The following is a 14,982-nucleotide window of genomic DNA, read 5'->3' as shown; positions in this document are numbered from 1 at the left end:
AAGTAATCGTGCTTTCCATCTACAACACGCTCAGCAAAACCAAGGAAGTCCTTAAGCCGCTCGAAGGCAATAAGGTCAGCATGTATGTCTGCGGCATGACCGTGTACGACTACTGCCATATCGGCCATGCGCGGGTCATGGTGGCCTTCGACGTGGTGGCCCGCTGGTTGCGCCACAGCGGCTACGAGCTGGCCTATGTGCGCAATATCACCGATATCGACGACAAGATCATTCGGCGCGCCCAGGAAAATGGCGAAAGCTTCGATCAGCTGACCACCCGCATGATCGCCGCCATGCACGAAGATGAGGCCCGTCTGAGCGTCCTGCGTCCGGATCAGGAGCCCTGCGCCACCGAGCATATCGCCGGCATGCACGCGATGATCCAGACCCTGATCGACAAGGGCTATGCCTACGCGCCGGGGAATGGCGACGTGTACTACCGGGTCGGCAAGTTCGTCGGCTACGGCAAGTTGTCGCGGATGAAGATCGAAGACCTGCGCATCGGTGCGCGGATCGAGGTCGACGAAGCGAAAGACGATCCGCTGGACTTCGTCCTCTGGAAAGGCGTCAAGCCGGGCGAGCCGAGCTGGGAGTCGCCTTGGGGGCCTGGTCGGCCGGGTTGGCATATCGAGTGCTCGGTGATGTCGACCTGCTGCCTGGGCGATACCTTCGACATTCATGGCGGTGGCCCGGATCTGGTGTTTCCGCACCATGAAAACGAAATCGCCCAAAGCGAGGCGGCCACCAGCAAGTCCTACGCCAATACCTGGATGCACGCCGGTGCCGTGCGCGTGGATGGCGAGAAGATGTCCAAGTCGCTGGGCAATTTCTTCACCATTCGCGAAGTGCTGGAGAAATATCACCCGGAAGTCGTGCGCTATTTGCTGGTTTCGAGCCACTACCGCAGCCCGATCAACTATTCCGAAGACAGTCTGAAAGAGGCCAAGGGCGCGCTTGAGCGCTTCTATCATTCGCTCAAAGGCCTGCCGAACGCGGCTCCGGCTGGTGGTGAGGCGTTCGTCGAGCGTTTCGCCAAGGCGATGAATGACGACTTCAACTCGCCGGAAGCCTGTGCGGTGTTGTTCGAGCTGGTGCGTGAAGTGAATCGCCTGCGTGATAGCGATCTACCCGCCGCGGCTGGGTTGGCGGCGCGTTTGAAGGAGCTGGCCAGTCTGCTTGGTGTGCTGCAGCTGGAGCCCGAAGCCTTCCTGCAGGCCGGCGCCGAAGGCAAGGTCGATGCGGCGCAGGTCGAGGCGCTGATTCAGGCCCGCTTGGCGGCACGCGCGGCCAAGGACTGGACGGAGTCGGATCGGATTCGTGATCAGATCACGGCCATGGGTGTGGTGTTGGAAGATGGCAAGGGCGGGACGACTTGGCGTTTGGCGGAGTAGCTCTCCGTCATAAAAAGAAAGGCCGCTTCTGCGGCCTTTCTCATGTCTGCACGGCTTAAATGTGTAGATGTTCGGCGGCGTACAGGGTGTTTTCCAGCAGGCAGGCGCGAGTCATCGGGCCCACGCCGCCCGGCACCGGGGTAATCCAGCTGGCGCGAGGCAGGGCGGTTTCGTATACCACGTCGCCGACCAGCTTGCCGTCTTCCTGGCGGTTGATCCCAACGTCAATGACGATAGCGCCTTGTTTGATCCACTCACCTTTGACCAGTCCGGGTTTGCCGGCGGCAACCACTACCAGGTCGGCATTGCCTACATGGCCAGCCAGGTCGCGAGTAAAGCGATGGGTGACCGTTACGGTGCAGCCCGCCAGCAGCAGCTCCATCGCCATCGGTCGGCCAACGATGTTGGAGGCGCCGACGATGACCGCATTCATGCCGTACAGGTCGGCGCCAGTGCTGGCCAGCAAGGTCATGATGCCTTTAGGGGTGCAGGGCCGCAGTACCGGGATGCGTTGTGCCAAGCGGCCGATGTTGTAAGGGTGAAAGCCGTCGACATCTTTATCCGGGCGAATGCGCTCCAGCAGCAACGAGGCGTCCAGGTGTTCCGGTAGTGGTAGTTGAACCAGGATGCCGTCGATGCTCGGGTCATCATTAAGGCTGTCGATCAGGTCGCGCAGCTCAGTCTGGCTGGTGCTGGCCGGCAGATCGTAGGCCCGGGACAGGAAACCGACTTCTTCACAGTCTTTGCGTTTGTGCGAGACATACACCTGAGAGGCGGGGTCGCTGCCTACCAGGATCACCGCCAGGCCAGGGGTGCGAAGGCCCTGCTGGCGACGCTCGGCGACACGTTGGGCGATCTGCTGGCGCAGGCTAGCGGCGATCGCTTTGCCGTCGATTAGTTGTGCGGTCATGACGCTTGGTTAACCATCGGAAATGATTGAAAAAGGACGCGCATTCTCGCATGACAAGCCGGGCGGGCAAAGGCGGCTGGTCAGCAATTTCCCGTAACTCCTTTATCTCACTGAATTTTTTACGTTTTACTGTTGACGGCAGTGAAAGCTGTATATAACATTCGCCCCGCTTGTCGAGCACAGCCAAGTGCCCGTAGCTCAGCTGGATAGAGCATCCGCCTTCTAAGCGGATGGTCGCAGGTTCGAGTCCTGCCGGGCACGCCAATAGGCTGTTTGGCACAAGTAACGCAATATGGTGGGCGTAGCTCAGTTGGTAGAGCACAGGATTGTGACTCCTGTTGTCGTGGGTTCGATCCCCATCGTCCACCCCATATTCGAAAAGACGCCAGACCTCAAAGTCTGGCGTCTTTGCTTCAAAGCCTGTTACGCGGACGTGGTGGAATTGGTAGACACACTGGATTTAGGTTCCAGCGCCGCAAGGCGTGAGAGTTCGAGTCTCTCCGTCCGCACCACCTTATATAGTTTCCCTCCCGTTTTCCTGCCCGCTTCTCAGTGTGGTGACTTCTTCAGTTTGACCCACTAGAATGCATGCCCTTGATTCTGGGGCCGGAAACGGCCGGCTAACGTCTGTGCAACGAGGAATATCCATGCAAGTTTCTGTTGAAAACACTTCCGCTCTTGAGCGTCGCATGACCATTGGCGTTCCGGCTGAGCGCATCGAGGCCGAAGTCAACAAGCGTCTGCAACAGACCGCCCTTAAAGCCAAGATCCCAGGCTTCCGTCCGGGCAAGGTGCCGATGAGCGTGATTCGTCAGCGTTATGAAGCTGACGCTCGTCAGGAAGCGCTGGGCAACGTGATCCAGGCCTCTTTCTACGAAGCCATTGTCGAGCAGAAGCTGAACCCGGCCGGCGCTCCTGCGGTGCAGCCGAAGGTGTTCGAGAAGGGCAAGGATCTGGAATACGTCGCTACTTTCGAAGTGTTCCCGGAGTTTCAGGTCGCTGGCTTTGAAGGCATTGCTATCGAGCGTCTGCAGGCTGATGTGGCTGATGCGGACCTCGACAACATGCTGGAAATTCTGCGCAAGCAAAACACTCGCTTCGAGAAAGCCGAGCGTGATGCCCAGGACGGCGACCAGTTGAACATCGATTTCGTCGGCAAGGTCGACGGCGAAGCATTCGCAGGTGGTTCGGCCAAGGGTACCCAGCTGGTGCTGGGCTCCAATCGCATGATCCCGGGTTTCGAAACCGGTCTGGTCGGCGCCAAAGCCGGTGAAGAGCGCGTGCTCAGCCTGACTTTCCCGGCTGATTATCAGAATCTGGATCTGGCTGGTAAAGAAGCCGAGTTCACGGTCACCGTCAACAGCATCTCTGAGCCCAAGCTGCCGGAGCTGAATGACGACTTCTTCGCCTTGTTCGGCATTAAAGAAGGCGGCCTGGAAGGCTTTCGCACTGAAGTTCGCAAGAACATGGAGCGCGAACTGCGCCAGGCCATCAAATCCAAGGTGAAGAACCAGGTGATGGAAGGCTTGCTGGCCGGCAATCCGATCGAAGTGCCGAAGGCCCTGCTGAGCAATGAAGTCGATCGTCTGCGTGTGCAGGCTGTCCAGCAGTTCGGCGGCAACATCAAGCCGGATCAACTGCCGGCTGAGCTGTTCGAAGAGCAAGCCAAGCGCCGTGTGGTGTTGGGTTTGATCGTCGCTGAAGTGGTCAAGCAGTTCGAACTGAAGCCTGACGAAGCCCGCGTGCGTGAGCTGATTCAAGAGATGGCCTCGGCTTACCAAGAGCCTGAACAAGTCGTGTCCTGGTACTACAAGAACGACCAGCAACTGAACGAAGTGCGTTCGGTTGTACTGGAAGAACAAGTTGTAGATACTGTTCTGCAGAAGGCCAATGTGACCGATAAGCAGGTCTCTTACGAAGAAGCGGTCAAGCCGGCGGAAGCCCCGCAAGCAGCCTGACCCCTACCTTTAGTTCGAGCAACCATAAGCCAGCCTTCGTGCTGGCTTATGTGTATTTGAGACATGACTAGCTAGGGAGCGATCGGAATACATGTCCCGTAATCCTTTTATGCAGCAAATGCCCGACATCCAGGCCGCAGGCGGCTTGGTGCCCATGGTGATCGAGCAGTCCGCCCGTGGCGAGCGCGCCTACGACATCTATTCGCGCCTGTTGAAGGAGCGAGTGATTTTCCTGATTGGCCCGGTAGAAGACTACATGGCCAATCTGGTGGCGGCGCAGCTCTTGTTCCTCGAAGCGGAGAACCCGGACAAGGACATTCATCTCTATATCAACTCGCCGGGTGGTTCGGTGACTGCGGGCATGTCGATCTACGACACCATGCAATTCATCAAGCCAGATGTCTCCACCATCTGCATCGGCCAAGCCTGCAGCATGGGGGCATTGTTGCTGGCGGGCGGCGCGGCAGGTAAGCGCTATTGCCTGCCGCATTCGCGCATGATGATTCACCAGCCGCTGGGTGGTTTCCAGGGGCAGGCGTCGGACATCGAGATCCACGCCCGCGAGATCCTGACCATTCGTGATCGCCTGAACAAGATTCTGGCGGATCACACTGGTCAGCCGATCGACGTTATTGCTCGCGACACTGATCGTGACAATTTCATGAGCGGCGATGATGCGGTCAAATATCGTCTTATCGATCAGGTGCTTAGCAAGCGTCAGTTGGCTGGCTAAATAATCAGTCATGTTGCGGCCTGCAATGCGCGGCCGCGTTGCGGGCTTGAAAATGCCCGCATTTGCCCTCATCTTGTGTTTCAAGCCTACCGGATTGGATTGATCGAATGACTGACACCCGCAACGGCGAGGACAACGGCAAGTTGCTTTATTGCTCCTTCTGCGGCAAAAGCCAGCACGAAGTGCGCAAATTAATTGCCGGCCCCTCGGTCTTCATCTGCGACGAGTGCGTCGACCTGTGCAACGACATCATCCGTGAGGAGGTGCAAGAAGCCCAGGCCGAGAGCAGCGCGCATAAACTTCCTGCGCCTAAGGAAATCAGCACCATCCTCGATCAGTACGTGATTGGTCAGGAGCGGGCGAAAAAGGTTTTGGCGGTAGCGGTATACAACCACTACAAGCGTCTCAACCAGCGCGACAAGAAAGACGATGTCGAGCTGGGCAAGAGCAACATTCTGCTGATAGGCCCGACTGGCTCGGGTAAAACCCTACTGGCCGAGACTTTGGCGCGCTTGCTGAACGTACCGTTCACGATCGCTGATGCCACCACGCTGACTGAAGCGGGTTATGTCGGTGAGGATGTCGAGAACATCATTCAGAAACTGTTGCAGAAGTGCGATTACGATGTTGAGAAGGCCCAAATGGGCATTGTCTACATCGACGAAATCGACAAGATTTCGCGTAAATCGGATAACCCCTCAATCACCCGTGATGTATCGGGCGAGGGCGTGCAGCAGGCTTTGTTGAAGTTGATCGAGGGCACTGTAGCCTCGGTTCCACCGCAAGGTGGACGCAAGCATCCGCAGCAGGAATTCCTGCAGGTTGATACGCGCAACATTCTGTTTATCTGCGGTGGTGCATTCTCTGGGCTGGAAAAAGTCATCCAGGGCCGCTCAACCAAGGGTGGCATCGGCTTCAATGCCGAGGTGCGCAGCATCGATCTGGGTAAAAAAGTGGGCGAATCCTTGCGTCAGGTCGAGCCTGATGACCTGGTGAAGTTTGGTCTGATTCCGGAGTTCGTTGGTCGCTTGCCGGTCATCGCGACTCTCGATGAGCTGGATGAGGCTGCATTGATGCAGATCCTTACCGAGCCGAAGAACGCTCTGACCAAGCAGTACGCCAAGCTGTTCGAGATGGAAGGCGTAGATCTGGAGTTTCGTCCGGATGCGCTGAAGTCTGTGGCTCATCGTGCGCTGGAGCGTAAGACTGGTGCTCGCGGGCTGCGTTCGATCCTTGAAGGCGTGTTGCTCGACACCATGTACGAGATTCCCTCGCAGTCCGAGGTTAGCAAGGTGGTGATCGATGAGAGCGTTATCGCCGGCACGTCCAAGCCGCTACTGATTTACGAAAACAGCGAGCCGCCAGCCAAGGCGGTGCCTGAGGCGTGATCAACTCTGTGACTTGAGTGCAAAGGGGCCTACGGGCCCCTTTGTATTTCCTGCTGCAGTGCTTGTTTTTTCTCAGGGCTGCCCCCATCTTAGGGCCAAGGGTATTCCCATCTGTTTACGGCCGAATGGCCGCCGTAGAGCCGAAATCATGAAGACAACCGTCGAATTGCCTCTCTTGCCGTTGCGCGATGTTGTGGTCTACCCACACATGGTTATCCCGCTATTCGTGGGGCGTGAGAAATCTATCGAAGCCCTGGAAGCCGCAATGACTGGCGATAAGCAGATTCTTCTGCTTGCGCAGAAAAATCCGGCCGACGACGACCCGGTTGAGGATGCGTTGTACCGTGTCGGGACCGTTGCTACCGTGCTGCAGTTGTTGAAGCTGCCGGATGGTACCGTCAAGGTCCTGGTGGAGGGCGAGCAGCGCGGTTCCATCGAGCGCTTTATCGAAGTGGACGGCCATTGCCGCGCCGAGGTTGCGCTGATTGAGGAAGTTGACGCAGCTGAGCGTGAGTCGGAGGTCTTTACCCGTAGCTTGCTCAGTCAATTTGAGCAGTATGTGCAGTTGGGGAAGAAGGTGCCAGCCGAGGTGCTCTCCTCGCTGAACAGTATCGATGAGCCAAGTCGCCTGGTCGATACTATGGCGGCGCATATGGCGCTGAAAATCGAGCAGAAGCAGGAAATTCTGGAAATCACCGATTTGTCGCTGCGGGTCGAGCATGTGCTGGCATTGTTGGATGCGGAGATTGACCTGTTGCAGGTTGAGAAGCGCATCCGCGGCCGTGTGAAGAAACAGATGGAGCGCAGTCAGCGCGAGTACTACCTGAATGAGCAGATGAAGGCCATTCAGAAAGAGTTGGGTGATAGCGAAGAGGGGCATAACGAACTCGACGAGCTGAAAAAGCGCATCGAAGACGCCGGCTTGACCAAAGAAGCGTACACCAAGGCGCAGGCCGAATTGAATAAGCTCAAGCAGATGTCGCCGATGTCTGCTGAGGCGACCGTGGTGCGGTCTTATATCGATTGGCTGGTAAATGTGCCGTGGAAGGCCGAAAGCAAGGTGCGTCTTGACCTGGCTAAGGCTGAGGACATCCTCGATGCCGATCACTATGGCCTGGAGGAGGTTAAGGAGCGCATTCTCGAATATCTCGCCGTGCAGAAGCGGGTAAAGAAAGTCAAAGGCCCGGTGCTGTGCTTGGTGGGTCCACCAGGTGTTGGTAAGACTTCGCTGGCTGAGTCGATCGCCCATGCCACCAATCGTAAGTTCGTACGCATGGCCTTGGGTGGCGTGCGTGACGAAGCGGAAATTCGCGGTCATCGGCGTACTTATATCGGTTCCATGCCGGGTCGTTTGATTCAAAAGATGACCAAGGTTGGTGTTCGCAACCCGCTCTTTTTGCTCGATGAGATCGACAAAATGGGCCAAGACATGCGTGGCGATCCCGCTTCGGCATTGTTGGAGGTGCTCGATCCTGAGCAGAATCACAATTTCAATGACCATTATCTGGAAGTTGATTACGACCTCTCGGATGTGATGTTCCTTTGCACTGCAAACTCCATGAATATTCCCGCCCCTTTGCTGGATCGTATGGAGGTGATCCGTCTGCCGGGCTACACCGAAGACGAGAAGATCAATATCGCGGTCAAATATCTGGCGCCCAAGCAGACACAGGCCAATGGCCTGAAAAAGGGTGAACTGGAATTTGAGGATGCGGCAATCCGCGACATGATTCGCTACTACACCCGTGAAGCGGGGGTGCGTAGTCTCGAGCGGCAGATCGCTAAGGTTTGTCGTAAGGCGGTCAAGGAGCACGTCCGCGAGAAGCGTTTCAAGGTGTTGGTAACGGCTGATTCGCTGGAGCACTTCCTCGGCGTGAGCAAATATCGCTATGGATTGGCCGAGCAACAAGACCAAATTGGCCAGGTTACTGGTTTGGCGTGGACCCAGGTAGGTGGTGAGTTGTTGACCATCGAAGCGGCTGTTGTGCCGGGTAAAGGACAGCTGATCAAGACCGGTTCGCTGGGTGATGTCATGGTTGAATCCATCACCGCCGCGCTCACTGTTGTGCGTAGCCGGGCGAAAAGTCTGGGAGTCGCCCTGGACTTCCATGAGAAGCGTGACATCCATATCCATATGCCCGAAGGCGCAACGCCAAAAGATGGGCCCAGCGCAGGCGTAGGCATGTGCACGGCCCTGGTTTCAGCGTTAACGCAGATACCTGTGCGTGCAGATGTGGCCATGACCGGTGAGATCACTCTTCGCGGCCAAGTTCTGGCTATCGGCGGCTTAAAAGAAAAACTGCTGGCGGCGCATCGCGGTGGAATCAAGATCGTGATTATTCCGGAAGAAAACGTGCGCGATCTGAAAGAAATTCCAGAAAATATTAAGCAAGACCTGCAGATTAAACCGGTTAAATGGATTGACGAGGTCCTGCAAATTGCGCTGCAATACGCCCCGGAGCCCTTGCCTGATGCGGCTCCAGAGATGGTTGCAAAGGATGACAAGCGCGAGACTGATTCCAAGGAGCGAATTAGCACGCATTAGCCGGGGGGCTTCCTTGACACATTTTTAGAGCCCTTGTTATAAAGCGGCTCTTCTTGTGTCAGCAGGCCACCCAGCACCCGCTTTGCTTTCACCCAAAATTAAGAAATAAACTCAAACAGAAATAAGGGGACTTAGAGTGAACAAGTCGGAACTGATTGATGCTATCGCCGCATCTGCTGATATCCCGAAAGCTGTCGCCGGCCGTGCGCTGGACGCAGTAATCGAATCCGTCACTGGCGCTCTGAAGGCTGGTGATTCTGTAGTACTGGTTGGCTTCGGTACCTTTGCTGTTAAAGAGCGTGCAGCTCGCACTGGCCGCAATCCGCAGACTGGTAAGCCGATCAGCATTGCTGCTGCTAAGATCCCAGGTTTCAAAGCTGGTAAAGCTCTGAAAGACGCCGTTAACTAAGCGTCTTTTGGGCCTTTGCCCATCCAGGTCAGGGTCACTCCTGATCAGGCAGCGGAGCGGTAGTTCAGTCGGTTAGAATACCGGCCTGTCACGCCGGGGGTCGCGGGTTCGAGTCCCGTCCGCTCCGCCAGTTACGAGAAGGCGCATCCTCGGGTGCGCCTTTCTTCTATCCGGATTCTACCCACGCGCCACGGCCGCTTATTTCAGTACGGTCGTTTCTGGGGGACGCATGCTGCAGAACATCAGGGACAATTCACAAGGCTGGATTGCCAAGACCATTATCGGTGTCATCGTCGCCTTGATGGCGCTGACGGGCTTCGACGCTATCTTCAATGCCACGGGTAACCGCCAGAGTGCCGCCGACGTTAATGGCGAAGAAATCAGCCAGAACGAGCTGAGTCAGGCGGTGGAAATGCAACGCCGTCAGTTGATGCAAAAGCTTGGTAAAGATTTTGATGCCTCGTTGCTTGACGACAAGTTATTACGCGAAGCGGCCCTCAAGGGGCTGATTGACCGTAAGCTGTTGCTGCAAGGTGCTAAAAATTCAGATTTTGCCTTCTCGCAAGCGGCTATCGATCAACTGATTCTGCAAACGCCGGAGTTTCAGGTGGATGGCAAGTTCAGCTCGGATCGCTTCGACCAAGTCATTCGCCAGATGGGCCATACCCGTCTGCAGTTCCGCCAGATGCTCGAGCAGGAAATGCTGATCGGCCAACTGCGTGCCGGCCTGGCTGGTAGCGGTTTCGTGACCGACGATGAAGTTCTGGCCTTTGCCCGCCTAGAGAAGCAGACCCGCGATTTCGCTACCCTGACCCTCAAGGCTGATGCCGAAGCGGTGAAGCTCACCGATGATGAGATCAAGGCCTACTACGACGAGAACGCCAACCAGTTCATGAGCCCCGAGCAAGTGGTGCTCGACTACATTGAGCTGAAAAAGGAGGCCTTCTTCGACAAGGTTGAAGTCAAAGACGAAGACCTGCAGGCGCTCTATCAGAAGGAAATTTCCAACCTGGCTGAGCAGCGTCAAGCTGCGCACATCCTCGTTGAGGTCAACGATAAGCAGAGTGACGAGCAGGCCAAGGCGAAGATCGAAGAAGTTAAAAAGCGTCTGGCCCAAGGTGAGGATTTCGCGGCGCTGGCCAAAGAGTTCTCCCAAGATCCGGGCTCTGCCGCCAATGGCGGTGACCTGGGTTATGCCGGCCCGGGCGTCTACGATCCAGCCTTCGAAGAGGCACTCTATGCCTTGCAGAAGAACGAAGTATCCGCTCCAGTGCGCAGCACATACGGCTGGCATCTGATCAGGCTGCTGGGCGTGCAGGCTCCGGAAGTCCCGAGCTTCGCCAGTTTGAAAGATAAGCTGGCGCGTGAGCTGAAAGCGCAGCAAGTTGAGCAGCGCTTTGTCGAAGTGACCAAGGAGTTGGAAGACTCTGCATTCGAGGCCTCCGACCTGGCACAGCCTGCGCAAGAGCAAGGGCTGGTAGTCAAGACCAGCGCAGCTTTCGGTCGTGAGGGGGGCGAAGGTCTGACGGCTAACCGCCAGGTCATTCAGGCGGCGTTCAGCCCTGAAGTGCTGGAAGAGGGCGCCAATAGTGGGGCTATCGAGCTAGATCCCGATACGGTGGTGATCTTGCGCGCCAAAGAGCACAAAAAGCCTCAACAGTTGCCGCTCGAGCAGGTTGCCGCCAGTATTCGCGAGCACTTGGCTAAGGTGCGTGCGAGTGAGGCGGTCGAAACCAAGGGTCAGGCCTTGCTCAGCGGTTTGCGCGACGGTAAAACGCCGGTGGCGCAGGCCCAGGACGGTCAGGCCTGGAAGGTCGTGGAAGCGGCGACGCGCAGCCAGGAGGGCGTTGAGCCTGTCGTGCTGCAAGCGCTGTTCCGCATGCCGAAACCCGAGGGCGCCGACAAGCCCAACTTTGCCGGTGTGACGCTGGGCAATGGTGATTACGTGGTATTGCAACTCAAGGGTATCAGTGAGCCGGAAGAGGCCTTGAGCGACGAGGAGAAGGGCATGTATCGCCGCTTCCTGGCTTCGCGCAGTGGCCAGCAGGATTTCGCTGCCTTCCGCAGCCAGCTGGAAGCCAAGGCGAAGATCGAACGCTTCTAAGCGCGCGTTCGTTGCCCAAGAAAAAGGCCGCTCACTGAGCGGCCTTTTTCGTTTGCAGCGTTTATCAGTCTTCGATAGTGCCCATGGCGGTGGTGTTGAAGCCACCGTCCACGTACATGATTTCGCCGCTGATGCCCGACGCCAGGTCAGAGCAGAGGAAGGCGCCGGCATTGCCGACTTCTTCGATGGTCACGTTACGGCGCATCGGAGTCTGCGCCTCGTTGGCGGCGAGCATCTTGCGGAAGCTCTTGATGCCGGAAGCAGCCAGGGTGCGGATCGGGCCGGCCGAGACGGCGTTGACGCGGGTGCCTTCCGGGCCAAGGCTGCCGGCCAGGTAGCGTACACCGGCTTCCAGGCTGGCTTTGGCCATGCCCATGACGTTGTAGTTCGGCATGGTGCGCTCGGCGCCCAGGTAGGACAGGGTCAGCAGGCTGCCGTTGCGGCCTTTCATCATTTCGCGGCCGGCCTTGGCCAGGGCGACGAAGCTGTAGGCGCTGATGTCGTGAGCGATGCGAAAGCCCTCACGGGTGGTGACTTCGGTGAAGTCGCCGTTCAGTTGGTCGCCTGGGGCGAAACCGACCGAGTGGACGATGACGTCCAGGCCGTCCCACTTCTTGCTCAGTGCTTCGAAGACCTTGGCGATCTCTTCGTCGCTGGCCACGTCACAGGGGAAGCACAGCTCGGCGCTGGAACCCCAGCCTGCGGCGAACTCTTCGACACGACCTTTGAGTTTGTCGTTCTGGTAGGTGAAGGCGAGTTCTGCGCCCTCGCGATGCATGGCGGCAGCGATGCCGGATGCGATGGACAGTTTACTGGCGACACCGACGATCAGTACGCGCTTACCGGCGAGAAAACCCATGTGTTATTCCTCTTCCTGCTTTCAAGGATTAATCGGCAGCCACTGGCGCCATAAAAGCGGCTTCCAGCAACTGCTGTGTATAAATGTGCTGTGGCGCGGCGAAGATAGCCTCTGCCGGCCCCTGTTCAACTACCTGACCCTGCTTGACCACCATCAAGTGGTGGCTGAGCGCCTTGACCACCGCCAAGTCATGGCTGATGAACAGGTAAGTCAGGTTGTACTTGCTCTGCAAGGATCGCAGTAGCTCCACCACCTGGCGCTGGACCGTGCGGTCGAGCGCCGAAGTAGGTTCGTCCAGCAAGATCAGCGCCGGTTTCAGCACCAGTGCTCGAGCAATGGCAATCCGCTGCCGTTGCCCGCCGGAAAACTCATGGGGGTAGCGGTGCCGGGTTTCCGGATCCAGACCCACCTCCAGGAGCGCGTCGATTATTGCCTGTTCCTGCTCAGTTTCAGTGCCCATCTTATGGATGCGCAATCCTTCTCCGACAATTTGGCCCACCGACATGCGTGGGCTGAGGCTGCCGAAGGGGTCCTGGAACACCACCTGCATCTGCCGCCGTAGTGGGCGAACCTCGTGCTGCGACAGACCGTTCAAGGTCTGGCCCTGAAAGCGGATGGCGCCCTGACTGCCAAGCAGCCGCAAGATGGCCAAGCCCAGGGTGGATTTACCAGAACCGCTTTCACCGACGATGCCCAGGGTTTGGCCCTGAGGCAGGCTGAAATTGATGCCGTCCACCGCCTTCACGTAATCGACTGTGCGGCGCAGTAGCCCTTTCTTGATCGGGAACCACACCCGCAGGTCATCGACTTCTAACAGTGGTGCGCCGGCAGGGTTGGCTGCAGGCCCGCCGCTGGGCTCGGCGCCAAGCAATTCCTGGGTATAGGGATGCTGTGGCGCATGGAACAGTTCGTCACATGACGCCTGTTCGACGATCCGACCGCGCTGCATGACACATACCCGATGCGCAATTCGCCTGACCAGATTGAGGTCGTGGGTGATTAACAGCAGTGCCATGCCCAGACGGGCCTGCAATTGCTTGAGCAGTTCGAGGATTTTCAACTGCACGGTGACGTCCAGCGCAGTAGTCGGCTCATCGGCAATCAGCAGTTCCGGCTCGTTGGCCAGGGCCATGGCGATCATCACGCGTTGCCGTTGACCGCCTGAGAGCTCGTGGGGGAAGGCCATGAGGCGCTTGTGTGGCTCAGGAATGCCGACCAGCTCCAGCAGCTCCAGGGTGCGCTTGGTGGCGGCCTTGCCGCTCAGGCCCTTGTGCAGGGCGAGCACCTCGTTGACCTGCTTCTCGATGCTATGCAGTGGATTGAGCGAGGTCATCGGCTCTTGAAAGATCATGGCGATGCGGTTGCCACGAATGCCGCGAAGCTTGTTCTCGTTGAGCTTGAGCAGGTCGTCACCGGCGTAGTGGATGCTGCCGGCAGGGTGACGGGCCAGCGGGTAGGGCAGTAAGCGCAGGATCGAATGGGCGGTGACCGACTTGCCCGAGCCACTCTCGCCGACCAGCGCCAGGGTTTCGCCGCGACGAATATCGAAGCTAACGCCTTCCACCACCCGCTGCACGTCCTCGCCCATGACGAACTCGACGGCCAGATCGCGCACTTCAATCAAATTTTCGGCTCGCAGATTCTCGGCCATCTTATTTCCTCGGGTCGAAGGCATCGCGTGCGGCCTCGCCGATAAACACCAATAAGGTCAGCATCAGTCCCAGCACGGCAAAGGCGCTGATCCCCAGCCAGGGAGCCTGCATATTGGATTTGCCCTGGGCGACCAATTCGCCCAGCGAGGGCGAGCCGGGGGGCAGACCGAAGCCAAGGAAATCCAGGGCGGTCAGGGTGCCGATGGCGCCGGTGAGGATGAACGGCATAAAGGTCATGGTCGAGATCATGGCGTTCGGCAGGATGTGCCGGAACATGATGGCGCCGTTCTGCATCCCTAGCGCGCGGGCCGCACGGACATATTCCAGGTTGCGCCCACGGAGGAACTCGGCGCGTACCACATCGACCAGGCTCATCCAGGAGAACAGCAGCATGATGCCCAGCAGCCACCAGAAGTTCGGCTGCACGAAGCTGGCGAGGATGATCAGCAGATAAAGCACCGGCAGCCCCGACCAGACTTCGAGGAAGCGCTGGCCGAGCAGGTCGACCCAGCCGCCATAGAAGCCCTGCAGGGCGCCGGCAATCACGCCGATGATCGAGCTGAGGAGGGTCAGCGTGAGGGCGAACAGCACCGAGATACGGAAGCCGTAGATCACCCGGGCGAGCACGTCGCGGCCTTGATCGTCGGTGCCCAGCAGGTTCTGTGCCGAGGGTGGCGCCGGGGCCGGCACCTTCAAGTCGTAATTGATGCTCGAATAGCCGAAGGGGATCGGCGGCCACAGGATCCAGCCGTCCTTCTCGGCGATCAGCTCACTGATATACGGGCTCTTGTAGTTGGCTTCCAGCGGGAATTCGCCACCGAAAGCGGTCTCCGGGTAGCGCTTGAGGACCGGGAAGTACCACTCGCCGGCGTAATGCACCGCCAGCGGTTTGTCGTTGGCGATCAGCTCGGCACCGAGGCTGAGGACAAACAGTCCGAGGAACAGCCAGAGTGACCACCAGCCGCGCTTGTGGGCCTTGAGGCGTGCGAAGCGGCGTTGATTGAGTGGAGACAGCTTGAGCGTGATGGCCATC

The 14,982-nt window shown here is 58.0% G+C and carries 11 protein-coding genes and 4 tRNA genes; 11 read left to right on the top strand and 4 right to left on the bottom strand.

Features of this window, described 5'->3' with window-relative positions:
- Window positions 1-8: 8 nt before the first annotated feature.
- The gene (gene cysS, locus FFS13_RS00270; RefSeq protein WP_171006382.1) at window positions 9-1,391 is read left to right on the top strand and encodes a cysteine--tRNA ligase; all 1,383 of its coding nucleotides are present in this window, start codon (window positions 9-11) and stop codon (window positions 1,389-1,391) included.
- 55 nt (window positions 1,392-1,446) lie between these two features.
- Here cysS and folD read toward each other — a convergent pair whose 3' ends face one another.
- Entirely contained in the window at window positions 1,447-2,301 is an 855-nt protein-coding gene (gene folD / locus FFS13_RS00265; RefSeq protein ID WP_137817128.1) for a bifunctional methylenetetrahydrofolate dehydrogenase/methenyltetrahydrofolate cyclohydrolase FolD, read from the bottom strand.
- A gap of 187 nt (window positions 2,302-2,488) precedes the next feature.
- Between folD and FFS13_RS00260 the strand changes: the two genes are divergently transcribed.
- The 10 genes from FFS13_RS00260 to FFS13_RS00215 all read left to right on the top strand — a co-directional run bounded on the left by FFS13_RS00260 (window position 2,489) and on the right by FFS13_RS00215 (window position 11,438).
- A tRNA-Arg gene (locus FFS13_RS00260) sits at window positions 2,489-2,565 on the top strand.
- Window positions 2,566-2,596: 31 nt separating this feature from the next.
- A tRNA-His gene (locus tag FFS13_RS00255) sits at window positions 2,597-2,672 on the top strand.
- Between the two features lie 56 nt (window positions 2,673-2,728).
- Window positions 2,729-2,813, top strand: a tRNA-Leu gene (locus FFS13_RS00250).
- Between the two features lie 135 nt (window positions 2,814-2,948).
- The gene (tig, locus tag FFS13_RS00245) at window positions 2,949-4,259 is read left to right on the top strand and encodes a trigger factor (protein WP_137817127.1); all 1,311 of its coding nucleotides are present in this window, start codon (window positions 2,949-2,951) and stop codon (window positions 4,257-4,259) included.
- A 91-nt stretch (window positions 4,260-4,350) separates the two neighbouring features.
- Window positions 4,351-4,992 (top strand): ATP-dependent Clp endopeptidase proteolytic subunit ClpP, encoded by a 642-nt coding sequence (clpP, locus tag FFS13_RS00240; protein ID WP_137817126.1) that lies wholly within the window; start codon window positions 4,351-4,353, stop codon window positions 4,990-4,992.
- Between the two features lie 107 nt (window positions 4,993-5,099).
- Window positions 5,100-6,380: an ATP-dependent Clp protease ATP-binding subunit ClpX gene (gene clpX / locus FFS13_RS00235; RefSeq protein WP_137817125.1), complete on the top strand. Its 1,281-nt coding sequence runs from the start codon at window positions 5,100-5,102 to the stop codon at window positions 6,378-6,380.
- Between the two features lie 148 nt (window positions 6,381-6,528).
- Window positions 6,529-8,925, top strand: coding sequence for an endopeptidase La (gene lon / locus FFS13_RS00230; RefSeq protein WP_137817124.1), 2,397 nt, complete (start codon window positions 6,529-6,531; stop codon window positions 8,923-8,925).
- A 136-nt stretch (window positions 8,926-9,061) separates the two neighbouring features.
- The gene (hupB, locus tag FFS13_RS00225) at window positions 9,062-9,334 is read left to right on the top strand and encodes a nucleoid-associated protein HU-beta (RefSeq protein WP_003239952.1); all 273 of its coding nucleotides are present in this window, start codon (window positions 9,062-9,064) and stop codon (window positions 9,332-9,334) included.
- Between the two features lie 53 nt (window positions 9,335-9,387).
- Window positions 9,388-9,464 (top strand) — tRNA-Asp (locus tag FFS13_RS00220).
- A 99-nt stretch (window positions 9,465-9,563) separates the two neighbouring features.
- A complete protein-coding gene (locus tag FFS13_RS00215; protein WP_137817123.1) occupies window positions 9,564-11,438 on the top strand; it encodes a SurA N-terminal domain-containing protein in 1,875 nt (624 codons plus the stop codon).
- Between the two features lie 64 nt (window positions 11,439-11,502).
- Here the strand turns inward: FFS13_RS00215 and fabI are convergent, their stop codons facing one another.
- From fabI to FFS13_RS00200, 3 genes are read right to left on the bottom strand one after another with little or no spacing between them, the layout of a single operon-like run.
- Window positions 11,503-12,297 (bottom strand): enoyl-ACP reductase FabI, encoded by a 795-nt coding sequence (fabI, locus tag FFS13_RS00210; RefSeq protein WP_137817122.1) that lies wholly within the window; start codon window positions 12,295-12,297, stop codon window positions 11,503-11,505.
- Window positions 12,298-12,325: 28 nt separating this feature from the next.
- Window positions 12,326-13,948 carry an ABC transporter ATP-binding protein gene (locus FFS13_RS00205; protein ID WP_171006381.1) on the bottom strand — a complete coding sequence of 541 codons (1,623 nt, stop codon included), beginning with the start codon at window positions 13,946-13,948 and terminating at the stop codon, window positions 12,326-12,328.
- A 1-nt stretch (window position 13,949) separates the two neighbouring features.
- The gene (locus FFS13_RS00200; protein ID WP_137817121.1) at window positions 13,950-14,981 is read right to left on the bottom strand and encodes an ABC transporter permease; all 1,032 of its coding nucleotides are present in this window, start codon (window positions 14,979-14,981) and stop codon (window positions 13,950-13,952) included.
- Window position 14,982: the final 1 nt, after the last annotated feature.

The sequence above is a fragment of the Pseudomonas sp. 2FG genome, assembly GCF_005502935.1.
Lineage (GTDB): Bacteria > Pseudomonadota > Gammaproteobacteria > Pseudomonadales > Pseudomonadaceae > Aquipseudomonas.
Note: the sequence above shows the minus strand (reverse complement) of the source record. Positions and strands in the feature narration are given on the sequence as shown.

Excerpts from the sequence above, each read along its gene's own strand:
- FFS13_RS00215 (WP_137817123.1), top strand. The coding sequence starts at position 9,564 with ATGCTGCAGAACATCAGGGACAATTCACAAGGCTGGATTGCCAAGACC.
- folD (WP_137817128.1), bottom strand. The coding sequence starts at position 2,301 with ATGACCGCACAACTAATCGACGGCAAAGCGATCGCCGCTAGCCTGCGC.
- fabI (WP_137817122.1), bottom strand. The coding sequence starts at position 12,297 with ATGGGTTTTCTCGCCGGTAAGCGCGTACTGATCGTCGGTGTCGCCAGT.
- FFS13_RS00200 (WP_137817121.1), bottom strand. The coding sequence starts at position 14,981 with ATGGCCATCACGCTCAAGCTGTCTCCACTCAATCAACGCCGCTTCGCA.
- lon (WP_137817124.1), top strand. The coding sequence starts at position 6,529 with ATGAAGACAACCGTCGAATTGCCTCTCTTGCCGTTGCGCGATGTTGTG.
- FFS13_RS00205 (WP_171006381.1), bottom strand. The coding sequence starts at position 13,948 with ATGGCCGAGAATCTGCGAGCCGAAAATTTGATTGAAGTGCGCGATCTG.
- clpX (WP_137817125.1), top strand. The coding sequence starts at position 5,100 with ATGACTGACACCCGCAACGGCGAGGACAACGGCAAGTTGCTTTATTGC.
- clpP (WP_137817126.1), top strand. The coding sequence starts at position 4,351 with ATGTCCCGTAATCCTTTTATGCAGCAAATGCCCGACATCCAGGCCGCA.
- tig (WP_137817127.1), top strand. The coding sequence starts at position 2,949 with ATGCAAGTTTCTGTTGAAAACACTTCCGCTCTTGAGCGTCGCATGACC.